Annotated in this window: 18 protein-coding genes and 2 tRNA genes; 14 read left to right on the top strand and 6 right to left on the bottom strand. The window is 36.0% G+C overall.

The window, feature by feature from the left end:
* The first annotated feature begins 13 nt into the window (after nt 1-13).
* The 10 genes from ACJJVT_RS02405 to ACJJVT_RS02360 all read left to right on the top strand — a co-directional run bounded on the left by ACJJVT_RS02405 (nt 14) and on the right by ACJJVT_RS02360 (nt 9,710).
* Nucleotides 14-1,228, top strand: a complete 1,215-nt coding sequence (locus tag ACJJVT_RS02405) for an acyl-CoA dehydrogenase family protein (protein WP_405396153.1) — start codon at nt 14-16, stop codon at nt 1,226-1,228.
* A gap of 122 nt (nt 1,229-1,350) precedes the next feature.
* The gene (locus ACJJVT_RS02400) at nt 1,351-2,418 is read left to right on the top strand and encodes a phosphotransferase family protein (RefSeq protein ID WP_405396152.1); all 1,068 of its coding nucleotides are present in this window, start codon (nt 1,351-1,353) and stop codon (nt 2,416-2,418) included.
* 5 nt (nt 2,419-2,423) lie between these two features.
* Nucleotides 2,424-2,807, top strand: coding sequence for a hypothetical protein (locus ACJJVT_RS02395; protein WP_405396151.1), 384 nt, complete (start codon nt 2,424-2,426; stop codon nt 2,805-2,807).
* Between the two features lie 55 nt (nt 2,808-2,862).
* A complete protein-coding gene (locus tag ACJJVT_RS02390; RefSeq protein WP_405396149.1) occupies nt 2,863-3,618 on the top strand; it encodes an SDR family NAD(P)-dependent oxidoreductase in 756 nt (251 codons plus the stop codon).
* A 5-nt stretch (nt 3,619-3,623) separates the two neighbouring features.
* Complete coding sequence (locus ACJJVT_RS02385) at nt 3,624-4,394, top strand: enoyl-CoA hydratase/isomerase family protein (protein WP_405396147.1); 771 nt, start codon at nt 3,624-3,626, stop codon at nt 4,392-4,394.
* A 72-nt stretch (nt 4,395-4,466) separates the two neighbouring features.
* Entirely contained in the window at nt 4,467-5,471 is a 1,005-nt protein-coding gene (locus ACJJVT_RS02380; protein ID WP_405396145.1) for an NADP-dependent oxidoreductase, read from the top strand.
* A 97-nt stretch (nt 5,472-5,568) separates the two neighbouring features.
* Nucleotides 5,569-6,543, top strand: coding sequence for an NADPH:quinone oxidoreductase family protein (locus tag ACJJVT_RS02375; RefSeq protein WP_405396143.1), 975 nt, complete (start codon nt 5,569-5,571; stop codon nt 6,541-6,543).
* A 65-nt stretch (nt 6,544-6,608) separates the two neighbouring features.
* A complete protein-coding gene (locus ACJJVT_RS02370; protein ID WP_405396141.1) occupies nt 6,609-7,346 on the top strand; it encodes an SDR family NAD(P)-dependent oxidoreductase in 738 nt (245 codons plus the stop codon).
* A 4-nt stretch (nt 7,347-7,350) separates the two neighbouring features.
* Nucleotides 7,351-7,815, top strand: coding sequence for a MaoC family dehydratase (locus tag ACJJVT_RS02365; protein WP_405396139.1), 465 nt, complete (start codon nt 7,351-7,353; stop codon nt 7,813-7,815).
* A gap of 74 nt (nt 7,816-7,889) precedes the next feature.
* Nucleotides 7,890-9,710: an AMP-dependent synthetase/ligase gene (locus ACJJVT_RS02360; protein WP_405396137.1), complete on the top strand. Its 1,821-nt coding sequence runs from the start codon at nt 7,890-7,892 to the stop codon at nt 9,708-9,710.
* A gap of 273 nt (nt 9,711-9,983) precedes the next feature.
* Here the strand turns inward: ACJJVT_RS02360 and ACJJVT_RS02355 are convergent.
* From ACJJVT_RS02355 to ACJJVT_RS02345, 3 genes are all read right to left on the bottom strand, one after another.
* Nucleotides 9,984-10,061 (bottom strand) — tRNA-Pro (locus ACJJVT_RS02355).
* A gap of 39 nt (nt 10,062-10,100) precedes the next feature.
* Nucleotides 10,101-10,189, bottom strand: a tRNA-Ser gene (locus tag ACJJVT_RS02350).
* Between the two features lie 111 nt (nt 10,190-10,300).
* Complete coding sequence (locus ACJJVT_RS02345) at nt 10,301-12,337, bottom strand: HD family phosphohydrolase (protein ID WP_405396136.1); 2,037 nt, start codon at nt 12,335-12,337, stop codon at nt 10,301-10,303.
* A gap of 121 nt (nt 12,338-12,458) precedes the next feature.
* Between ACJJVT_RS02345 and ACJJVT_RS02340 the strand changes: the two genes are divergently transcribed.
* A complete protein-coding gene (locus ACJJVT_RS02340) occupies nt 12,459-13,634 on the top strand; it encodes an acetyl-CoA C-acyltransferase (RefSeq protein ID WP_405396135.1) in 1,176 nt (391 codons plus the stop codon).
* A gap of 17 nt (nt 13,635-13,651) precedes the next feature.
* Nucleotides 13,652-14,404, top strand: a complete 753-nt coding sequence (locus ACJJVT_RS02335; protein ID WP_405396132.1) for an NlpC/P60 family protein — start codon at nt 13,652-13,654, stop codon at nt 14,402-14,404.
* 47 nt (nt 14,405-14,451) lie between these two features.
* Here ACJJVT_RS02335 and ACJJVT_RS02330 read toward each other — a convergent pair whose 3' ends face one another.
* Together ACJJVT_RS02330 and gyrA are read right to left on the bottom strand one after the other, a co-directional pair.
* Nucleotides 14,452-15,714: a tetratricopeptide repeat protein gene (locus tag ACJJVT_RS02330; RefSeq protein ID WP_405396130.1), complete on the bottom strand. Its 1,263-nt coding sequence runs from the start codon at nt 15,712-15,714 to the stop codon at nt 14,452-14,454.
* 40 nt (nt 15,715-15,754) lie between these two features.
* Nucleotides 15,755-18,313 carry a DNA gyrase subunit A gene (gene gyrA / locus ACJJVT_RS02325; protein WP_405396127.1) on the bottom strand — a complete coding sequence of 853 codons (2,559 nt, stop codon included), beginning with the start codon at nt 18,311-18,313 and terminating at the stop codon, nt 15,755-15,757.
* Nucleotides 18,314-18,572: 259 nt separating this feature from the next.
* On the opposite strand from gyrA, the gene ACJJVT_RS02320 reads away from it, so the two are divergent.
* Both ACJJVT_RS02320 and ACJJVT_RS02315 read left to right on the top strand, forming a co-directional pair.
* Complete coding sequence (locus ACJJVT_RS02320) at nt 18,573-21,125, top strand: ATP-dependent Clp protease ATP-binding subunit (protein ID WP_405396124.1); 2,553 nt, start codon at nt 18,573-18,575, stop codon at nt 21,123-21,125.
* A gap of 207 nt (nt 21,126-21,332) precedes the next feature.
* Nucleotides 21,333-21,731 (top strand): STAS/SEC14 domain-containing protein, encoded by a 399-nt coding sequence (locus tag ACJJVT_RS02315; protein ID WP_073245582.1) that lies wholly within the window; start codon nt 21,333-21,335, stop codon nt 21,729-21,731.
* A 7-nt stretch (nt 21,732-21,738) separates the two neighbouring features.
* On the opposite strand, the gene ACJJVT_RS02310 is transcribed toward ACJJVT_RS02315, so the two are convergent.
* On the bottom strand, nt 21,739-23,286 hold the full coding sequence (locus ACJJVT_RS02310; RefSeq protein ID WP_405396121.1) for an NAD(P)H-hydrate dehydratase: 1,548 nt from the start codon (nt 23,284-23,286) through the stop codon (nt 21,739-21,741).
* Nucleotides 23,287-23,442: the final 156 nt, after the last annotated feature.

The raw sequence follows: 23,442 nt of genomic DNA, 5'->3' as shown, positions 1-23,442 counted from the left end.
AAAGAAAAAGCTCATGAATTTTGAACATAGTGAAAAAGCAATTGCATTACAGAAAAAAGTACAAGATTTTGTTGATGAACACATTCTTCCAGTAGAAGCCGAAGTAGATGCTTTTCACCACAATCCGCAGAATGCTTGGAAAAAATGGCCAGGATTGGAAAACTTAAAACAAAAGGCTAAAGATGCTGGTCTATGGAATCTTTTTCTTCCAAAATCTTATGGCGCTTTAAGTCCGGGATTAACCAATTTAGAATACGCCCCGCTAGCTGAAATAATGGGTCGTACCATATGGGTTCCCGAAATATTCAATTGTAACGCCCCTGATACTGGTAATATGGAAGTACTTGCTAAATATGGTACTCCAGAACAGCAAGATAAATGGCTAAAACCTTTAATGAACGGCGAAATACGTTCTGCTTTTTTAATGACCGAACCAGATGTTGCTTCTTCAGATGCTACTAATATTGAAACATCTATAGTTGCCGATGGTGATGACTATGTTATTAATGGTAGAAAATGGTGGTCATCGGGCGCTATGGATCCTAATTGCAAGATTAGCATTGTAATGGGGAAAACAGATTTTGATGCTCCAAGACATGAACAGCAAAGTATGATTTTGGTTCCTATGGATACTCCTGGACTGAAAATCATACGACATTTACCCGTTTTTGGTTATTCTGATTCTCCCGAAGGACATGCAGAGATTTTACTAGAAAATGTTCGCGTTCCAAAAGAAAATTTATTAGTGGGTGAAGGTCAAGGTTTTGCTATTGCCCAAGGCAGATTGGGACCAGGTAGAATTCATCATTGTATGCGCCTAATTGGTATGGCACAGCGTTCTCTAGAAATCATGGCAGAACGCACCACTAAACGTAAGCCATTTGGCAGAACCTTAGATACTTTTAGTAGTGTACGCCAAGATATTGCTAGTTCTGCATGTGAAATAGAGCAAACACGTTTGCTGGTATTATCTGCTGCCGATAAAATGGACAGACTAGGTAACAAAGAAGCTAAAGATTTAATTGCGATGATAAAAATTGTTACGCCAAAAATGGCTTTGAGCGTAATAGATAGAGCCATTCAGATTTTAGGTGGTATGGGCGTAAGTGACGATACACCATTAGCTCACTTTTATGCAGCTGCGAGAACATTGAGATTAGCCGACGGCCCAGATGAGGTACACATGAGCCAGTTAGGCAAAAATGTTATTAAGAAATACGCCAAATAAAGTAAGAAGGTCAACAACCAAAATATTGAGGTTTACCCCTATCGACATCGCAAAATAGGTAAGCCATCGAAATATCAATCAATTTCAAAAGCATCCCTCCTATTTGGGAAAGAAAATAACATATGAATATAAAACCAGTCAGAGAAGGTGAAGAATTAAATCAGATAAATCTCAAGAAATTTCTTCTTGAGAACAATTTAATTGCTGATGCCGAAAGTCAACTTCAAGTTGAGCAATTTGCCAACGGCTTTTCAAATCTTACCTACTTACTGAATATTGAAAATAAAGAATACGTTTTACGACGCCCACCATTCGCTGCTCCAAAACGCGGACACGATATGAGCCGTGAATATAAAGTAATTTCAAACTTAAATTCCGTTTTTGACAAAACTCCGAAAGCGTATACGTATACAGAAAATACTGATATTATAGGTGCTCCTTTTTATATTATGAGTAAAGTAGAAGGGATTATTTTGACCGCTAAAGAAGCGCATAAAAGACAGATTCCTGAAAATGAATTTAAAACAATTTCTAACACTTGGCTAGACACTTTTGTAGCCTTTCACGCCATAGATTATAAAGCAGCGGGACTTGAAAATTTAGGTCGCCCTGAAGGATATGTAGAGCGACAAGTAACCAATTGGAGCAAGCAATATCTAGCTGCTGCAACAGACGATGTCCCTACCGCAGGGAAAGTAATGAAATGGATGGCAGAAAATCAACCTAAAAGCTACGACCACACTTTAATACACAATGATTTTAAGTATGACAATGTAGTTTTTAAGGATGATAGCTGGAAAGAAATAGCAGCTATTCTAGATTGGGAAATGTGTACCCTAGGTGATCCTTTAATGGACTTAGGCACTTCTTTAGGCTATTGGACCACGTATGCAGATCCAGATTTTATGAAGCAAGGTCTACAATCACCGACGGTTATGAAAGGCAACCCTCTTCGTGCAGAAATTGTTCAGCAATATGCATTAAAAAGTGGGCGAAATGTAGATAACTTAATATTTTATTATGCCTACGGCTTGTTCAAAATTGCGGTAATCGCCCAGCAAATCTATTATCGTTTTAAACATGGACATACGAGCGATCCAAAATTTGCATACTTGAACAAAGCATCAGAACTGTGCTGTAAAACAGCTTGGGAAGCGATACAAAAGAAACAGATTGATAATTTATTTTAAAATATTTGAAAACAACATCACATAATAAAATCAACCAAGAACAGCTAAAAGCTTTTTCTCAGCTACCTACAGATAAACCTGTAGTAATGATCAATCTGCTAAAATTTAAAGACACTGTTGCAGAAACCGGACTATCAGGAGTAGAATCATACAAGGGATATATGAAAGCGGCTATGCCCTACTTTCAAAAAGCGAACGCTGAAATTCTTTATTTGGGAAAACCTCAACGAATATTAATCGGACCTGAAGATGAAGCGTTATGGGATAAAATATTACTCGTAAAATATAACTCTACAGCTGATTTTTTAGGGATGATAAAAGCAGAAGGTTATCCCACACATTTAAGAGATCAAGCCTTATTAGATTCAAGGTTAATTCAATGTGATTAGCATACCAGAATCAAAATCAGAAGAGCTTAGCGAAACTAAGATTAAAACAAAATAGATGAATTTAAAAGATAAAGTAGTTATAATAACAGGTGCCGGAAGCGGTATAGGTGCAGCGGCAGCCAAACTTTTAGGAGAACGAAACGCAACCATCGTGGTGTCAGACATCAACCTGAGCAATGCAGAAAAAGTAGCTGCTGAAATTGAAAAAAATGGTGGTATTGCATCTGCCATAAAAACTGATGTCACAAAATTCGAAGAGGTTGAATCCCTTATAGCACAAACAGTCTCAAAATATGACCGTGTAGATGTCATTGTTAATAATGCCGGTATTGGTGGCAAGCATCAATTGAAAACTGCTGAGCATACTCATGACGATTGGCATAATGTCATTGCCGTAAATCAAACAGGTGTTTTTTACTGTATGCAGGCTGCATTAAAACAGATGATGAAGCAAGGTCATGGCAACATTGTAAACGTGGCTTCTTTAGCAGGCCTAAAAGCATCAGGAAATAACCTGTCTTACAGCGCTAGTAAATTTGCCGTAGTCGGTATGACCAAGTCGGCAGCTTTAGAATATGGTAGTAAAAACATTCGTATTAATGCGGTTTGCCCCGGTTACACGCATTCTGCATTATTAGACCAACTACTTACGGTAAGGCCCGATATGGGCGATTTACTAAAGAGATTAGTCCCGATGAAAAGATTTGGTGAGGCCAATGAAATAGCAGAAGGTATTTGCTTTCTTGCTTCTGACAATTCGAAATTCATGACGGGACAAACATTAACACTAGACGGAGGAACATCCTTATAAAATATATGAAGACATTAGAAATTACATATAAAGACGAGTACGCTATTGTACAAATGAATCGTGGTAAAGTCAATGCAATCAATGCTGAAATGGTAAGCGAATTGCGAGAAACTTTTAAATTTATAACAGCAAATGATGAGGTAAAAGGTGTAATACTTTCTGGTCAACCGCATTACTTTTCTGCAGGTTTAGATTTAATTGAACTCTTTCAATATGACAAAAATCAAATAGAAGATTTCTTTGGTTCATTCGGTACTTTGTATCTAGAATTGGTTCAATTTAAAAAGCCATTCATTTCTGCAATTACAGGATATTCACCTGCCGGTGGATGTGTTTTAGCGGTAGCCAGTGATAATCGATATATGGCCGACGGAGATAAATATGTAATCGGTCTAAACGAGGTTGCAGTAAACATTCAAATAAGTCAAAACCTGACCGAAGTATATGCTTTTTGGATGGGTGATGGTTTGGCGAGCAAATATATTCTAGAAGGAAAACTTTTAACCGGTAAAGAAGCAGTATCCGCTGGTTTGGTAGATGAACTTGTCCCTTTAGAAAATGTTTTGGAGCGTGCAGAAAAACAAATGCGCCTTTACATGAAAGCAGACCAACAAATTTGGATAAATACCAAAGCTAAAATTAGAAAACATCTTCTTGAAAAATTAGATGCAGATGGTAAAAACTCTTTAAAAGAAGCTGCTGAACTTTGGTGGAAACCAGAAATACGAGCAAAAATGAAAGCTTATGTAGAAAGTTTTTCCAGCAAGAAAAAATAAGCACACAATCAACTTAAATTAAATACAATCAGGTTCTAACTCGTATCAGATTGATCATAAAATAACTAACTCATGAACAAACAATTATTATTTGTAAAAAGACCTACAGGCAACGCAGATGCTTCAACCTGGTCATTAGTCTCTAATCCTATTCCTAAAATAAAAGAAGGAGAAGTATTGATTCAGCAACACTATGTATCACTAGATCCAGCTATGCGAGGTTGGATGAATGAAGCAAAATCTTACATACCACAAATGGAAATTAACTCGGTAATGAGAGCAGGTTCAGTAGGTCAAGTAATTGAAGCCAATAATCACCCTAATTTTAAAGTTGGTGATTATGTTGCAGGGTATGCCGGCGTACAACAATACATTGCTACAAATGCAGATGGCTATTACAAAGTAGACCCAAAGCTAGCACCTTTACCTACATACATTGGCACCTTAGGAATGCCTGGTATGACCGCATATTTCGGGATTACAGAGGTAGCTAAATTAAAGGCAAGTGATATTGTTTTAGTTTCTGGTGCAGCAGGTGCCGTGGGTAGTATCGTTGGTCAGGTTGCAAAAATAAAAGGATGTAAAGTAGTAGGTATCGCAGGCGGTGCCGATAAGTGCAAATATGTTGTTGATGAACTGGGTTTTGATGCGTGTATCGATTATAAAAACGAAAATGTAAAAGACCGCCTAAAAGAAGAATGCCCTAAAGGGTTGGACATATATTTTGATAATGTTGGTGGAGAAATACTTGATCTTGCCTTAGGCAGATTGCGTATGCATGCTAGGATAGTTATTTGCGGAGCCATATCACAATACAATAACAAAACCGCTGTAAAAGGACCTAGCAATTACTTGTCTTTATTGGTTAACAGAGCAAGCATGACAGGTATGGTTGTTTTTGATTACGCAGATAGATATGCTGAGGGAGCCAAAATTTTAGGTGGCTGGATGGCACAAGGAAAACTAAAAAGTAAAGAAGACATTTATGAGGGAATAGAAAATTTCCCAGAAACATACAATCGTCTTTTCTCTGGCGATAAAATGGGAAAATTGGTGTTAAAAATAATAGAAGAATAAATAATAAAATACAAACGCAAATACAAAAATCAAATTCAGAAAGACAAGAGCTGAAATTGAATTTGTATTTGAGTTTGACTTTTGAATTTCAATAGGTATGAAAGCTATAAGATGTAAAAAATTCGGTCCCCCTTCTTCATTAGTATTAGAAGAAGTTGCTAATTTAAAACCGAAGGCAAAAGAGGTTTTAGTCGAAGTCAAGGCATGTGGATTGAATTTTCCAGATACATTGATTATTCAAGGCTTATATCAGTTTAAGCCAGAATTGCCCTTTACACCAGGTAGTGATGTAGCAGGTATTGTTAAAAAAGTTGGCGAGGGTGTTTCTCATTTAAAAGTAGGTCAAGAAGTTTTTGGTTTTGTAGCTCATGGTGGTTTGGCTGAAGAAGTTCTAGTACCTGCAAATGCATGTTTCCCAAAGCCTCCTCAGATGGATTTTCCCATTGCAGCCTCTTTTCTTATGGCGTACGGCACTTCATACCATGCCTTAAAAGACAGAGGTAATTTGGCAGAAGGTGAAACACTTTTGGTTTTAGGTGCTTCAGGTGGTGTTGGTTTAGCCGCTGTTGAGCTCGGTAAGCTTATGGGAGCAAAAGTTATTGCGGCCGCTTCTACCGATGACAAGTTGGCTTTATGTAAAGAATATGGTGCAGACGAAACCATAAATTACACCACTCAAGATTTAAAAGCAACTATAAAAGAACTAACTGATGCTAAAGGTGTAGATGTTATATACGACCCCGTAGGCGGAACCTATTCAGAAGCAGCCTTTAGAGGTATAGCCCGAAATGGAAGGTATTTAGTAGTAGGCTTTGCTGCTGGCGATATTCCTAAAATTCCGCTGAACCTTCCGCTATTAAAAGAAGCAGCTATAGTTGGTGTTTTTTGGGGTGCATTCGCAATGAAAGATGCTAAAGCGAATATGCAGAATACCATGGCTTTAATAAAATGGCATGCCGAAGGCAAACTAAAACCACACATTCACGCTGTTTATGATTTAAAAGATACAGCAACTGCTCTTGAAGAAATGACTGATAGAAAAGTGAAAGGCAAATTGATTGTTAAGGTTTGAAAAAATAAAAAATTACTGTCACTTCTAGTGCAGTCGAGAATACAGAAATAACAAAATAGAATAACATGAGATTAGAAAACAAAATAGCAGTAGTAACAGGTGGTTCTAGAGGAATAGGACAAGCCATATCTGAATTATTTGCAAAAGAAGGTGCTACAGTAATAATAGTAGACCTCTTACCTAAAGGGCAAGCAGTTGCAGATTGTATTAACGCGAATGGTGGTAAAGCAGAGTTTCATTCCGTATCTGTAACCGAAAAATCAGCTATAGAAACCTTATTTGCATCAATAAACGAAAAGTATGGTAAATTAGACATACTGATTAACAATGCCGGAATTACAAGAGATAAGACTCTTGAAAAAATGAGTGAAGAGGAGTTTGATTCTGTTGTTAATGTAAATTTAAAAGGAGTGTTTTTGTGCACCCAAGCGGCAGCTCCATATATGAAAGCTAACAAATATGGTCGAATAGTAAGTGCAGCTTCTAATGTTGGATTACGAGGAAACTTTGGTCAAACCAACTATGCTGCCACTAAAGCCGGAGTTATTGCAATGTCGAAAACATGGACTGTAGAACTAGGTAAACATGGTATCACAGCTAATGCAATTGCACCAGGTTTTACCATGACCGATATGGTAGCTAAAATACCTAAAGAGCATTTTGCTGCTATCGAAGCAAGTATACCATTGAAAACCGTTGCACAGCCTATTGATATCGCTTACGGATATTTATATCTGGCATCAGATGAGGCGCGTTTTGTTTCTGGTATTTGTTTAACAATAGATGGTGGAACTTCAAGATAACAATATGGCAAAGTTAGAAATAGAAGATTTTAAGGCATTTAGAGAACTGGAAGGCAAACCACTACCAGAAGGTAATTGGATAACCGTAACTCAAGAAATGATCAACGATTTTGCCAAAGCAACAGGCGATCATCAATGGATTCATGTTGATGTTGAAAAGGCGAATAAATACTCTCCATTTAAAAAACCAGTAGCTCACGGTTTTTTGTCTGTGTCTTTGCTATCTAAAATGCTGGAAGAGCTCATTATGGTAAAATCAGCTAAAATGGGAGTGAATTACGGATTGAACAAAGTTCGTTTCCCGAGTCCTGTTTTGGTCGATAGTCGTCTTCGACTTAACGGTACCATCGCGAATATTGAAGAATACGGTGATTCTGGCTTAAAAGTAATATGGAGCTGTACTATTGAAATCGAAGGCTCTGAAAAGCCTGCCTGCGTTGCAGAATTTATCAGCCTTATGTTCTCTTAAAACCTCAACCTATGTAGCTAAATAAAACCACTTGTAATTTATCGCAATTAAAATTAACAAAACAATCCAAAGTAATGACTAGACTATTTGACCTCTTATACTACCAATTAGAAAATCATCCATTAGAAAATTCTATAAACGGGCGAGATGCCTCTGGTAAATGGAAATCATATAGTTCACAGGAAGTTAAAGAAACTGCGGAAAGTATGGCTTCGGGATTGTTGAATCTTGGTCTAAAACCTGGCGATAAAGTTGCTTTTGTCACCTATAAGAATAGACCAGAGTGGATGATTTTAGACTTTGCCATGCAAATGGCCGGATTGATAAGTATTCCTCTGTATCCGACAATTAGTGTAGGTGAGTATGAATATATTTTAAATGAAGCAGAGGTAAAAGTAGCTTTTTGTGGAGGTGGAGATTTGTACAAGAAATTAAATGCTACACGTAAAAACGTTACCACTTTAAAGCATATCTACACTTTAGACAAGCAAACTGACATTCCTTTCTGGGAAGATTTATTCAATGATTCACATAAGGCGGAAGTTGAAAAAATTAAAAGCGGAATTACAACTGAAGATCTAGCTACAATTATTTATACCTCAGGTACTACCGGAAACCCAAAAGGTGTTATGCTATCGCATAAAAACATAATGCACATCGCTTTGAAAACTTCTCCACATTTACAAGCCAAGCCTGGTAATAATGTGTTGAGTTTTTTACCCTTATGCCATATTTACGAACGATCGGTGTCTTTTGTATACTATTACAAAAGTGCTAAAATATTCTTTGCAGGTACAGATAATTTAAGCGGTCCAGATGGCGATTTAGCTGCTGTGAAACCCGCAACATTTACAACCGTTCCAAGATTGCTTGAGAAGATATACGAGGCTATTTATAATAAAGGCTTGGCTTTAGATGGAATAAAAAAGAAGCTTTTCTTTTGGGCCTTATCATTAACCGATGACTATGAAATAAATCAAAAATTATCATTTGGTAAAAAATTGAAATGGAAAATTGCCGATAAATTGATTTTTTCTAAATGGCGCGATGCTCTTGGTGGTAATGTAAACGCTGTCGTTACAGGTGCTGCCCCATGCCCTGTAAAAGTAATGCGTGTTTTTTGCGCAGCAGGCATTCCTATTCGAGAAGGGTACGGACTTACAGAAACTTCGCCAACACTAAGTGTGAATACTATGGAGCCCGATGGCGTACTATTAGGTTCTGCAGGTCCGCTTATTGATGGAGTAGAAATATTAATTGATCAAGAAGGCGGGGATTATAGAGATGGTGAAGGTGAGATTTTAGCATACGGTCCAAATGTAATGATGGGCTACTACAAGAAACCAGAAGTAAATGCCCAGGTTTTTTGCGAGATAAATGGCAAGCGATGGTTTCGCACTGGTGATATAGGTACATTAGTAAAAGGACCTACAGGTCGAGAATTTCTTAAAATTACAGATAGAAAAAAAGAATTACTTAAAACATCTGGCGGTAAATATGTTGCCCCAGCACCAATTGAAAATAGAATAAAAGAGGAGTTTTTAGTAGAACAAATGATGGTGATCGGTGATAAACAAAAATTTGTTTCTGCTTTGATAGTACCTGCAGAAGAAGCTTTAAAAAGCTATTGTAATAAGAAGGAAATTCCCTGGACCAGTTTAGAGGAAATTATTAAACACCCTAAAGTTCTGAGGAAATATGAGAAGATAATAAATAAATACAATCCTGAATTTAGCCATGTAGAACAGATTAAAAAGTTTAAACTTATAGCCCGTGAATGGCTACCTGTACATGCTGATGGCGCAGATGCAGAATTAACCCCTACCCTTAAATTAAAGCGTCGGGTAATAAGAGAGAAATTTAGTGCTGAAATTTTGGATATCTATGCTGAATAATATGAATGAAGTACATATTTACTAGAAACTTTTGCAAAGTAGATTTTATCCAATAATACTGATGTGAAAATTATTTTGAATTGAATTTAGAATTCTCTCTATAGATTTTACAAGTGCAAATATTAACTACTAGATTTTTATAAGCTCTACTCTTAAGAAGACGATATTAATCCATCTTAGCGATTTTACGAGATTAATTCTCAAATCGTATACCAACAGTCTTATAATCAAAAAACCCTCGTAAATCACTTGATTTACGAGGGTAATTAAAATTGGTCGGGGTGGCAGGATTCGAACCTGCGACCTCCGCGTCCCAAACGCGGCGCGATAACCGGGCTACGCTACACCCCGAATTGGTTATCAAAAAATATGTCTCTCAACACATTGTTGCGGAGAGACAGGGATTCGAACCCTGGGTAAGTGTTTCCACCTACGACGATTTAGCAAACCGTTCCTTTCGGCCACTCAGGCACCTCTCCAGTAATTCTTCAATGAACTGTTGCTCTAAATAGCGGATGCAAATGTATAAGTATAACTCGTTTTACGCAACTATTTTTGATGTTTTTTTTCAATAAAAAATTAGCACCCTGTTACTCAGGATATTCCACACGTAAATGATAGATGTTTATTAGCTTTTGCTTGAAAATTTTCTTGATTTTTTCAATTTCTTTGAATGTGATATCTGCATTCAAAAATTGATTTGCCTTCATTTGACCCGAAATTATCTTGTCAACAAACTCATCGATGATTAAAAAAGTTGGATTTTTTAAACTTTTTGATGCCGCTTCTACAGAATCTGCCATCATTAAAATTGCTGTTTCTTTAGAAAATGGCAACGGACCAGGGTACCTAAAATCTTCTTCATTTACATCTTCCTCTAATTCTTTTTGCTTTTTGTAAAAATAAAATACCAAAGTTGTACCATGATGCGAACGTATAAAATCTATTATGCGGTCAGGTAAATTATTCTTTCTCGCTATCTCAATACCCTTAATTATGTGATCAATAATAATACGTGCACTTTCTTTAGGACTCAGCTCGTCATGCGGATTTACATTAGTGACCTGATTTTCGGTAAAATAAGTCGGTTCGTTCATTTTACCAATATCATGATACAAAGCCCCTACCCTAACCAACATGGCATTCGCCCCAATTTCATTAGCTGCTGCTTCAGCCAAATTGGCGACTTGTAACGAATGATGAAAAGTTCCTGGTGCCTTGTTAGATAATTCCTTTAAAAGCTTAGAATTGGTATCTGACAACTCCAATAGCGACACATCTGACACTAGACCAAAGAGCTTTTCATAAATATAGATTAGTGGCTGCACGAATAGCGTTATCATACCGTTCAAAAGAAAAAGCCCCAATGTATACCATTCAATATCACTTAAATCGCCTTCATGTATCGTATGAAAGGCTAAATACCCAATAATATAAATAAGTGTTATCTGCCCTACGCTCACAAAAAGATTCGCTCTTTTGTATAACTCAGACACTGTAAGTATGGTAACTATACCTGTAATTATCTGCAAGAATATATATTCAAAACTATTAGGCACTACAAAGCCCAAAATTAAAATAGTAAGCACGTGCACGAATAAGCCCAGCCTAGCATCAAAAAATGTTTTTAGAATTAACGGGAGAATACATAATGGAACAACAAATACCAATTGGTCATTATATTTTATAACCATGGTGGTTATAAATACCATCAACAGAATATTAAAAAATATAAAAGTTACTTTGACATTGTTTTCATAAACCGTTCTTCTATATTTTTTCAAAAACAAGAACAACATTATAAGCACCAATGCCACCAAAACAGTGTAACCTATTAATATATAGTAATAGTTACTAGCTGTCCATAATTCTGATTCATATTCAGACTTTAATGACTCTAATATCTTTAAATTTTCAGCTTCAACAACCTCACCTTTAGCGATTATTAATCGCCCTTGATCAACCGTACCCCTTGTATATGATAATTTTGATAACGCCTCATTTCTAGCTTTTTGAGTAAGATTGTTATCAAAACTGACATTCGGAGCAATAATATCAAAAAACAATGCTTGTGTATCTTTTTCAAAAGCCGATAAGTTATTATCAGCGAGAACTTGACCAACCAATTTATTAATCTCATTTACCTTAAAAAAGTCTGAAACCCTTACTTTTCTGGCTTCATTATCCTTTACTAAATAAATAAAACTACGTTGAACTTGCTTTCCATTGTTCTGTAAAATTCCCTTAGCATAAACGGAGTCTAATACTACTTTAGAAAAATATTTTAATCTTGTTTTCTGATTTTCCCCAAGTGCGGTTCCACTCCATTTATTTTCGAACTTTTGCTCAAATTCCGATAAAACCTTAGCTACCTCAGCCTGATCATACCTGTAGTATGGTAATTGATTACTCTCAATTACTTGTTTTTCTTTTGCTATTTCAGCATCGGTTTTCTGAATAGAAAAATCAAAAGGGGCATATAGATTTTCAAATTGCCAAGGCTTCCCTTTTTGAAATTCATATTTAAATTTCCCACCCTTTGGCAAGAAAAACACAATAAATGCAACAGCCACAACATAGAGTATATATTTGAAAATGAGCGATTGCTGTTTGTAAAGATTATCCAAAAGAAAATTGTATTAGGTTCATCAAAAATAGAAAATAATAAACTGATAACTAGTAATTGAAACGATATCCCGCGGGTTGCTACAGAATTTAGTAATTTCGTGTAATCAAATAACAAAAAACATGAAAGAAGTCGTTATCGTATCAGCCGTAAGAACTCCAATAGGAAGTTTTATGGGCGGATTATCAACAGTTCCAGCTCCGAAACTAGGTGCAATTGCTATTGAAGGCGCATTAAAAAAAATCAACCTTTCACCTACATTAGTAGATGAGGTTATAATGGGCAATGTAGTGCAAGCCGGCACAGGTCAAGCACCTGCAAGACAAGCTGCTATATTTGCCGGTATTCCAAACACCGTACCGTGTACAACCATAAATAAAGTTTGTGCCTCTGGTATGAAAGCGGTAATGCAAGGTGCACAAGCTATTGCCTTAGGTAATGCAGATGTTGTTGTTGCAGGTGGAATGGAAAATATGAGCTTAATACCTCATTACGTTCATATGAGAACAGGTACAAAATTCGGACCTACTACTTTCGTGGATGGAATGCAGAAAGACGGTTTAGTCGATGCATATGATGAAAACGCCATGGGTGTTTGTGCTGATGCATGTGCTACTGAATATGAATTTAGCAGAGAAGATCAAGATGCCTATGCTATTCAGTCTTACAAGAGATCTGCTGATGCTTGGGAAAATGGAAAATTTGACAACGAAGTTATTCCTGTAGCTGTACCACAAAGACGTGGGGAACCTAAAATGGTCACCAAAGATGAAGAATTTAGTAATGTCTTTATTGATAAGATTCCGAATTTAAGACCTGCATTTTCAAAAGACGGAACAGTTACCGCTGCAAATGCCTCAACCATTAACGACGGTGCCGCGGCATTAGTTTTAATGAGTAGAGAAAAGGCAGAAGAGTTAAACTTAAAACCATTAGCGGTTATAAAAAGCTATGCTGATGCAGCTCATGAACCTGAATGGTTTACTACAGCCCCGGCAAAAGCATTACCGAAGGCTCTAGCAAAATCTAATTTAAAATTAGAAGAAATCGAATTCTTCGAATTTAACGAAGCATTTTCTGTTGTTGGTCTTGCCAATATGAAGATATTAGGCTTAGACGACAAAAATGTCAATGTAAATGGTGGTGCCGTTTCTTTAGGTCACCCGTTAGGATGTTCTGGTGCACGTATTCTAATAACATTATTAAATGTATTAGAGCAAAATAATGCTAAACTTGGCGCAGCTGCAATATGTAATGGTGGCGGTGGTGCTTCAGCAATAATTATTGAAAAGGTTTAAGTGGATAAAAAAATTGCATGCAATACGGTATTTGTCAGTTAAGCATTATTCCTGTTAGAAGTACGCCAGATGAAGTAGCTGAATTAGTTACACAACTTCTATTTGGGGAGCACTTTAAAATTTTGGAATGCCGAAAAAATTGGTCTAGAATAAAAACCATTTTTGATAAGTGTGAAGGCTGGATAATGAACAGCCAACTGTTTTTTATACCTGAAGATGAGTTTAATGACATTCAGGCACATAAAAATAAGAGCTATGTTACTGAGTTAATTTCATATGTTGAAGATGCTAATCAAATACTTACACCTATTCTTATAGGCTCTTGTATTACTAACACTCCGTCATTGTCGGTTAATTTTGAAGGTAAACTTTTAAGTGACCAACAACCTAAAGAGAATTTAATTAAGACTTCATTGCTCTATTTAAACGCCCCGGAATTGAGAGGAGGAAAATCACCTTTTGGTATCGATAGTGCCGGATTCACTCAAATAGTTTATAAGATTAATGGATATAGCCTTTTACGAACCGCACAAGACCAATCTACGCAGGGCACAGCCCTTAGTTTTGTAGAAGAAAGCGAAGCTGGTGATTTAGCTTTTTTTGACAACGCAAATGGTGAAATTGATCATGTTGGCATTATTATGGAAAACAACTATGTTATTCATGTAAACGGAAAAGTTAGGGTAGACCGCTTAGACCATACTGGTATTTTCAATAATGACCTTAGAACTTATACCCATCAACTACGGGTCATAAAAAAAGTAGTATAAAAAAAGGCCCTTAATAAGGGCCTTTTACTTTATTGTAGATTTTGTGATTACTCACCTAACATCTTCTTCATTTTTGTGAAGTTTTCTGTATCACCCATAGCTCCGTAAATATTCTTAAGCTGAGTCATGATATTTTCACTATCAGGATTGTTTTTTAATGCATCTTCTAAAACATCAGCACCTTGCTTAAACAAACCATCTTTTTTCTCTTTAAGCTCATCGTATTTTGCAATATCAGCTCTAGAATTACCTAATGAATTCATCTCATCAATCAATGCATTACCTTCATTAACATATGTCGTAGAAAGATTTAAATATGCATTAGTATATTTAGGATCAATTTCAATAGCTTTTTTATAAGATACACGTGCATCTGCATAATTATCTTGCTCCATGCTTATTACACCAACGTTATAATGCAAATCTGGATTATCTGGAGCCAAAGCGATTGCCTGAGCCATCAACTCTTTAAACTTATCCTTATTTCCTTGATTGAAATATAAGTTAGCTTCATTTAAGATAAGATTTACATCTTCTGGATCATTTTTTCTAGCTGCTTGATAAGCCTCTAAAGCTTTTTCATCTTGACCTAATTGTGTATAAATCAAAGCTGTATTCTTAACAATCTCAGCTTTTTTAGATGGAGTTTTCTCATCTACCGGGTTTGAATACGTACCTGATTTTACCATAAGATCACGCTGAACCTTATCCATTTCTTCAACTTCACCAGAAGCGGCGTTTGTAGCTTTATATACTACAGCACTACCATCATAACCTACTTCTTGTAGTTTATTATAGTAATCTAATGCCATTTCATAATGACCACCGTTTACAGCACTACCAGCTGCGTAGTATAAATAAGAAGTATCTTTTGGACTAAGCGTGTAGCTCATGTACAACTTTTCAGCAGCTTCTTTAAACTTACTATTACCATTATCACTAACAGCAGAGTTTACAAGGTCTGCCGTTAAAGATGCCATATATTGGTTTGTTTCAGCAGAATATTTTTGCTTACCTGAAGCTTCTTCTAACTCTATAACTTTCTTGAAAGAAGTTGCAGATTTTTCAAATGCATCATTATTTCCTTTTTTAGCCAAATCACTATAAATTTTACCTCTAGTGAAATAATATTGTGCTTGCGTCTTCTCATCTGCAGCTGCAATAGTTCCAGATGCAGCCTCAAGAGCAGTTTGCGCCGTAGCGGCATCACCTGACTTCAAAGCTTTTTCCGCAGCTTTGATTTCATTTTTTTGAGCAAAACCAATCATTGTAAATGATAGGGTCGCTACAAGTAATAATCTATTTTTCATCTTTAATATATTAATTATTAGTGTTTAAATTTTTTGATACTTAATCTTCAGTTTCAGAATTATCAGTCTCTGTTCCTTCTTCGGATTCAGAATTATCAATCTCCGTGCCATTTTCAGCATCTACCTCAATATCAAGTATTTCTGATTCTTCCAAATCATCTTCATCTTTCATAACCTTTGCAACTGCTGCAATAGAGTCGTTACCTTTAATGTTTATCAATCTAACACCTTGTGTTGCTCTACCCATTACACGTAAATCTTCTACGCTCATACGTATTGCAATACCAGATTTATTGATAATCATTAAATCATCAGAATCAGTAACGTTTTTAATAGCTACAAGTCCGCCTGTTTTATCGGTTACACTAATAGTCTTAACTCCTTTACCTCCTCTATTGGTAACTCTGTAATCTTCAATGCTTGAACGCTTACCATAACCTTTTTCAGAAACAACCAATATTTCATCCTCAAAATTATGTACCGATACCATACCAATTACCTCATCGTCATCATTTGCTAAAGTAATACCACGAACACCAGAAGCATTTCTACCCATTGGTCTCGTCTTACTTTCTTCAAAACGAATGGCTTTACCAGATTTAAGTCCTAAGAAAATTTCACTTGAACCAGTAGTTAATTTAGCTTCTAGCAATTCATCACCATCACGAACGGTAATTGCATTAATACCATTTTGACGTGGTCTAGAATATTGCTCTAAAGATGTTTTCTTAACAACACCTTTCTTAGTTGCCATAATAACATAATGCGCATTGATATACTCTTCATCTTTTAAATCTTGCGTACATATGAATGCTTTTACACTATCATCTTGTTCAATATTTATAAGATTCTGTATCGCTCTACCTTTAGATGTTCTACTTCCTTCAGGAATTTCGAACACACGCATCCAGAAACATTTGCCTTTTTGCGTAAAGAATAACATATATTGGTGATTGGTACCCACAAACAAATGCTCTAAGAAATCTTCATTTCTTGTTGAAGATGCTTTTTGACCAACCCCACCTCTATTTTGAGTTTTATATTCCGTTAACGGAGTTCTTTTGATGTAACCGGCATGAGAAATGGTAATTACCACTTGCTCATCTGGTATCATATCTTCCATACTAAGATCACCACCTGCAATATTAATTACAGACCTTCTTTCATCTCCGTACTTACCCTTAATTTCAAGAAGCTCATCTTTAATAATAGACATTCTACGCTCTTTCTTATCAAGAATATCTTTAAGATCTGCAATAAGAAGCATAATTTCATCATACTCCGTTCTTAGCTTATCTTGCTCTAGACCAGTAAGTTGTCTCAATCGCATTTCTACAATTGCCTTAGCTTGAATTTCACTTAATTTAAAACGCTCAATTAAGTTTGCTCTAGCCTCATCAGCATTATTTGAAGCTCTTATTATTGCAATTACCTCATCTATATTATCAGAAGCAATAATTAAACCTTCTAATATATGTGCACGATCTTCAGCTTTCTTTAATTCAAACTGTGTACGTCGAACTACAACCTCATGTCTATGCTCAACGAAATAATGAATCATTTCCTTCACATTCAACAACTGAGGCCTTCCATTCACCAAGGCAATGTTATTAACACTAAATGAAGTTTGTAATGCCGTATACTTGAACAGCATATTTAAAACGATATTAGGGATAGCATCTCTCTTTAAGATGTAAACGATACGCATACCGTTACGGTCAGATTCATCTCTAATATTGGATATACCCTCCAATTTTTTATCATTAACAAGATCGGCAGTTTTCTTGATCATGTCGGCCTTGTTGACCTGATAAGGTATTTCAGTAACAACGATACACTCACGACCCTGAACTTCTTCAAAAGTTGCTTTAGCACGCATTTTTACACGCCCTCTTCCTGTATGAAAAGCTTCTTTTACACCATCATAGCCATAAATAATACCTCCCGTCGGAAAATCTGGCGCTTTAATATGTGTAATCAACTCATCTATCTCAATGTCGTTATTATCAATATACGCAACAGTACCATCAATGACTTCCGCTAAATTATGCGGAGGCATATTGGTAGCCATACCTACAGCAATACCAGATGCTCCATTAACCAATAAAGCAGGAACTCTAGTAGGTAGCACAGTAGGCTCTTTCAAAGAATCATCAAAATTCAATTGATAATCTACAGTTTCCTTTTCAATATCGATAAGCATATCATCTGCAATCTTACGCATACGGGCTTCCGTATAACGCATCGCTGCAGGGCTATCACCATCAACAGAACCAAAGTTACCTTGACCATCTACAAGCATATATCGTAGACTCCATTCTTGCGCCATACGAACCATGGCATCATATACAGAAGTATCACCATGCGGGTGATACTTACCAAGAACCTCACCCACAATACGGGCAGATTTTTTATGCGAGCTATTACTTCTAACCCCTAATTCATGCATTCCAAAAAGAACTCTTCTGTGCACGGGTTTTAATCCATCCCTGACATCTGGCAGGGCTCGTGACACAATGACCGACATTGAATAATCAATGTAAGCAGATTTCATTTCGTCTTCAATGTTAATGGGAATCAATTTTTCACCGTCAGCCATCTTAAAATCTTATGTTTTTTAATTAGTAAAAAAGCATGCCAATATACTTAAATCCTAAGCGTTTAAAGACTAAGTCGTTTTAATTATATCAAATTTTATTAACACTTGGCATAGTTATGTTAATTTTTAGTTTAAATCAGTATTTAAGCACTATTAAAGCCGCATTTAATGGGTTTTACAATAACTTTAACGATTATAGGTACGGTATTTGCCATTGATTGAATCATATTTAGTAATTTTATAGTAGATAATATAGTATATGGATGATAATTTTTCCCCAAGAGTAAAGGATGTAATTGCTTATAGCAAGGAGGAAGCATTGCGACTTGGTCACGATTTTATCGGTACCGAGCACCTCATGTTAGGGCTTCTTAGAGATGGAAACGGGAAGGCTATAAGCATTTTAGATGCTTTAGAAGTTGATCTGGAACACCTACGTAGAAAAGTAGAAATACTTAGCCCTTCTAACCCTAACGCTAGTGGCGTACAAAAAGATAAAAAGAACTTGCACCTAACAAGGCAAGCTGAACGTGCATTAAAAACAACATTTTTAGAAGCTAAACTTTTTCAAAGTTCTTCTATTAATACCGCACACCTTTTACTTTGTATTCTTAGAAATGAAAATGACCCTACTACGAAGCTTTTACATAAATTAAAAGTTGATTATGATGGTGTCAAGGAACAGTTTAAATTTATGATTACAAGCGACGACGATATGGTAGACGGCCCAACGGCCGAGTCTTTCCCTAGTGATTCTGAAGACACAAACGAAGGTAAGGAAAGCACTTTTGGTGCTGCTTCTAGCCAGAAAGGTGCTAAAAAATCTAAAACTCCGGTATTAGATAATTTTGGTAGAGACCTTACTCAAATGGCAGAAGAAAATAAACTAGACCCTGTTGTTGGAAGAGAAAAAGAAATAGAAAGGGTTTCTCAGATTCTTAGTAGAAGAAAAAAGAACAACCCATTACTTATAGGTGAACCAGGTGTTGGTAAAAGTGCCATTGCAGAGGGTCTTGCCTTACGTATAATTGACAAAAAAGTTTCTAGAATTCTTTACAACAAAAGAGTTGTTACTCTTGACCTCGCTTCTTTAGTTGCCGGTACAAAATACCGCGGACAGTTCGAAGAGCGAATGAAAGCGGTAATGAACGAGCTAGAAAAGAATGATGATGTCATTTTATTCATTGATGAAATTCATACTATTGTAGGTGCAGGTGGAGCTACAGGAAGTTTAGATGCTTCTAACATGTTCAAACCAGCATTAGCAAGAGGTGAAATTCAATGTATTGGTGCCACTACCCTTGATGAGTACAGACAGTATATTGAAAAGGATGGAGCTTTAGAAAGACGTTTTCAAAAAGTAATTGTTGAGCCGACTACTGTTGATGAGACAATTGAAATTTTACATAACATTAAAGGTAAATACGAAGATCACCACAATGTAACCTACACTGACGAAGCTATTGAAGCTTGTGTTAAATTGACAAATAGGTACATGACGGATCGTTTTTTACCAGACAAGGCTATTGATGCTCTTGACGAAGCTGGTTCTCGTGTGCACATCGTTAATATGGATGTTCCAAAACAAATTCTTGAGTTGGAAAAGAAATTAGAAGATGTACGCGAACTTAAAAACAGCGTTGTCAAAAAGCAGAAATATGAAGAAGCTGCAAAGTTACGTGATGACGAAAAAAGTCTAGAAAAGGAACTTGCTATCGCTCAAGAGCGTTGGGAAGATGACAGTAAACTTAACAAAGAAACTGTAAGCGAAGATAATGTTGCCGATGTTGTTTCAATGATGAGTGGAATTCCTGTAAATAGAATTGCACAAACAGAAAGTAACAAGTTAGCCGGATTACCAGAGCTTATTAAATCGAACGTAATCGGTCAAGATGATGCGGTTGCAAAGGTTTCTAAAGCAATACAAAGAAATAGAGCCGGACTAAAAGATCCTAACAAGCCAATTGGTTCGTTTATATTTTTAGGTCAGACAGGTGTTGGTAAAACACAATTGGCGAAAGTATTGGCGAAAGAACTTTTTGATTCTGAAGACGCACTTATTCGTATAGATATGAGTGAGTATATGGAGAAGTTCGCTATCTCTAGATTAGTTGGTGCACCTCCAGGATACGTTGGTTACGAAGAAGGTGGTCAATTAACCGAAAAAGTTAGAAGAAAACCTTACTCTGTAATATTGCTTGATGAAGTTGAAAAAGCGCATCCTGATGTATTCAATATGCTTTTACAGGTATTAGACGATGGCTTCTTAACAGACAGTCTTGGTCGCAAAATCGATTTTAGAAATACCATTATAATAATGACTTCTAATATTGGTGCACGACAATTAAAAGACTTTGGTCAAGGTGTCGGTTTCGGTACTTCTGCCAAAAAGTCACAAGAAGACTCTCATCAAAAAGGTGTTATCGAAAATGCATTAAAGAAAGCTTTTGCTCCTGAATTCTTAAATAGAATTGATGACGTAATTGTCTTCAATGCTTTAGAGAGAGAGGACATACATAAAATTATAGATATTGAACTAGCTAAGTTATTCAAGAGAATCAAAGATATTGGTTACCACTTGAACCTAACTGATGAAGCTAAAGACTATATCGCAGAGAAAGGCTTTGACAAACAGTACGGAGCTAGACCGCTTAAAAGAGCAATTCAGAAATACATTGAAGATGCCCTTGCGGAAGAAATAGTGAATTCTAAACTTAAAGAGGGAGATAGCATTTATATCGATCTTGATAAGAAAAATGAAGAATTGACGATTAAAATTGAAAAAGCAGAGGAAGAATCGCCTAAAACATAGGTATTTATACTTTACTGGAATATAAAAAAGGAGCCCTATGAAGGGCTCCTATTTCGTACAATTCATTTTTTATTGTAAGAATTAAAACACATTGATTAGTAGCCATACGCAGTATGAACGATATTTTCGCGTTTAAACTAAAAATTTACCCAGAGAATCTAGTTCCTTATATTTTCGCTTCAGACACACTATATTAATACGAATAGAATGAAGATTGGATCTACCAAGAAGAAGGTAATTGTAAGGGAATACGAATTAGAAACAGGAAAAATTCAAGTATATGATAACTACATGGTATCCATCTTTGATGAGGGCGCTACGCTTACTCTAGAAAGAGCATATCAAATTATTGGTATATCTGAAATTCACTTTAGAGACAAAAATTTTGGTTTTATAAGTCTACGCAAAAATTCATTTGCCATTGACCCTACCATTTACAATTATCTAAAACAGCTAGACAACCTTAAAGCTTTTGCTATTGTTTCTGTCAAAGAAATAGACATGCATAACTTTAAGATTGAAAAACTGTTCTACAAAAAACCAATGAAGTTTTTCATTGAATTTGATAATGCTTTAAAATGGGTAAAAAGAAGAGTTAACTCTTAAAAGAAAATCAACTTGGTTGATTTTCTTCTTCTACAACAGGCTGTTCTGGCATTTTGAACAGATCTAAGTAAGCTCCAGCTAAATTATATATTAGATGTGATGCTGTTAAGGATTGAAAACCTGTAGACTCCACTGCAATATCACCGGCTTTACCATGTAAATAAACTCCGAAAATTGCAGCATCTAATGCAGCATAGCCTTGTGCTCGTAAGCCTGTAATCACACCTGTCAATACATCGCCACTTCCTGCAGTAGCCATACCTGGGTTACCAGTTGTGTTTACATAACCTTTTCCATTTTGCACTATAATAGTGTGCGCACCTTTAATTACTACAATACATTTATACTTTTTCGAAAATTTCTTCACCTTAGAAAGTTTATCGAAATCGTCTTTCCATTTTCCTATCAAACGCTCTAGTTCTTTTGGATGCGGAGTCAAAATAGAATTTTCTGGCAATTCTGTCAATAAATCTTTATTCTTAGAAAGAATATTAAGCGCATCAGCATCAAGTACCAATGGCAGCTTATTACTTTTCAGAAAACTAGATAAAGCTTTAACGGTTGCCTCACTTGTTCCTATCCCAATACCTACCCCTATAACCGTTGGTTCTATTTCTATCTTTATATCTGTAAGTTCATTTTCATTGGCATCGGTTAAAACCATAATTTCAGGTAATGAGGTCTGCAAAATGTTGTATCCTATTCTTGGAACATAAGATGTTACTAAACCGCTACCTGAATACAGTGCAGCTTTAGACGACAGACATACTGAGCCCATTTTACCATAACTACCTCCAATAATTAAAGAATGTCCGTAAGTTCCCTTATGTCCATATTTCTCACGCGGCTTGTACATTGTAAGTACTTCATTCTTTCCAATTAATTTATAATCGGTTTCCGTCACCCTTAAATATTCCGGATCTAACCCTATATCTAAAACTTCCCACTGTTCTATATACTTTCCTGTTTCAGGCAAGAAAAAAACTAGTTTCGGAGTTTGAAAACTCAACACAAAATTAGATTTAATAATTGCCTCAAAATCTTCGGGACCTTTATCTGTAAATAATCCCGAAGGAATATCAATAGATAGAATGAAAGCTTGAGAATTATTTAAATACTGAATTACTTTTGTTACCCAAGCGTCTGGTGTTCTATTTAATCCAATTCCAAAAATTCCGTCTACAATAATATCCTCCCTGCCAATTTCTGGTAGCTCATCATCACAATTCATAAAATGAGGCCATACCTTACGATCTTTCAGTCTATCTAAATTTATCAGAAAATCTTTTGAGCGCTTTTCACTGTAATTTATAACGTATACTTCTACATTATATCCATGATCCACTAGGTGTCTGGCAAGGGCAATACCATCTCCCCCATTATTACCAATACCGCAGAATAAATGTATTCTTACTGGTGCGCCTTGCATACGCAAATGCATCCAATTGAAGAGTTGTAAGGCTGCGCGTTCCATCAATTCATTGCTGCCTATTTCTTCTTTTTTTATAGAAATCTGATCTGCTTTATAAATCTGTTTTGCACTGTATAATTTCATTCTTTATTTTTTTTACATCTAAAAAGTAACGATTCCGTAAAAAATTGTGGAATCATTTGTTTAGGATATCAAATGTACTACTTTTGATTTTCAACCATTAGTATTTATGGACTGCTATAAAACAGACATAACATTCGATTTCACTACAGCTACTAT

The sequence above is a fragment of the Maribacter sp. Asnod2-G09 genome (assembly GCF_045063795.1).
Taxonomy (GTDB): Bacteria; Bacteroidota; Bacteroidia; order Flavobacteriales; family Flavobacteriaceae; genus Maribacter.
This window is presented reverse-complemented; position numbering and strand designations above follow the sequence as displayed.

What these genes read in the sequence shown, in the direction of transcription:
- ACJJVT_RS02375 (WP_405396143.1), top strand. Translation starts at nt 5,569, where the DNA reads ATGAAAGCTATAAGATGTAAAAAATTCGGTCCCCCTTCTTCATTAGTA.
- ACJJVT_RS02340 (WP_405396135.1), top strand. Translation starts at nt 12,459, where the DNA reads ATGAAAGAAGTCGTTATCGTATCAGCCGTAAGAACTCCAATAGGAAGT.
- ACJJVT_RS02360 (WP_405396137.1), top strand. Translation starts at nt 7,890, where the DNA reads ATGACTAGACTATTTGACCTCTTATACTACCAATTAGAAAATCATCCA.
- ACJJVT_RS02315 (WP_073245582.1), top strand. Translation starts at nt 21,333, where the DNA reads ATGAAGATTGGATCTACCAAGAAGAAGGTAATTGTAAGGGAATACGAA.
- ACJJVT_RS02330 (WP_405396130.1), bottom strand. Translation starts at nt 15,714, where the DNA reads ATGAAAAATAGATTATTACTTGTAGCGACCCTATCATTTACAATGATT.
- ACJJVT_RS02320 (WP_405396124.1), top strand. Translation starts at nt 18,573, where the DNA reads ATGGATGATAATTTTTCCCCAAGAGTAAAGGATGTAATTGCTTATAGC.
- ACJJVT_RS02400 (WP_405396152.1), top strand. Translation starts at nt 1,351, where the DNA reads ATGAATATAAAACCAGTCAGAGAAGGTGAAGAATTAAATCAGATAAAT.
- ACJJVT_RS02310 (WP_405396121.1), bottom strand. Translation starts at nt 23,286, where the DNA reads ATGAAATTATACAGTGCAAAACAGATTTATAAAGCAGATCAGATTTCT.
- ACJJVT_RS02365 (WP_405396139.1), top strand. Translation starts at nt 7,351, where the DNA reads ATGGCAAAGTTAGAAATAGAAGATTTTAAGGCATTTAGAGAACTGGAA.
- ACJJVT_RS02405 (WP_405396153.1), top strand. Translation starts at nt 14, where the DNA reads ATGAATTTTGAACATAGTGAAAAAGCAATTGCATTACAGAAAAAAGTA.
- ACJJVT_RS02390 (WP_405396149.1), top strand. Translation starts at nt 2,863, where the DNA reads ATGAATTTAAAAGATAAAGTAGTTATAATAACAGGTGCCGGAAGCGGT.
- ACJJVT_RS02335 (WP_405396132.1), top strand. Translation starts at nt 13,652, where the DNA reads ATGCAATACGGTATTTGTCAGTTAAGCATTATTCCTGTTAGAAGTACG.
- ACJJVT_RS02380 (WP_405396145.1), top strand. Translation starts at nt 4,467, where the DNA reads ATGAACAAACAATTATTATTTGTAAAAAGACCTACAGGCAACGCAGAT.
- gyrA (WP_405396127.1), bottom strand. Translation starts at nt 18,313, where the DNA reads ATGGCTGACGGTGAAAAATTGATTCCCATTAACATTGAAGACGAAATG.
- ACJJVT_RS02370 (WP_405396141.1), top strand. Translation starts at nt 6,609, where the DNA reads ATGAGATTAGAAAACAAAATAGCAGTAGTAACAGGTGGTTCTAGAGGA.
- ACJJVT_RS02385 (WP_405396147.1), top strand. Translation starts at nt 3,624, where the DNA reads ATGAAGACATTAGAAATTACATATAAAGACGAGTACGCTATTGTACAA.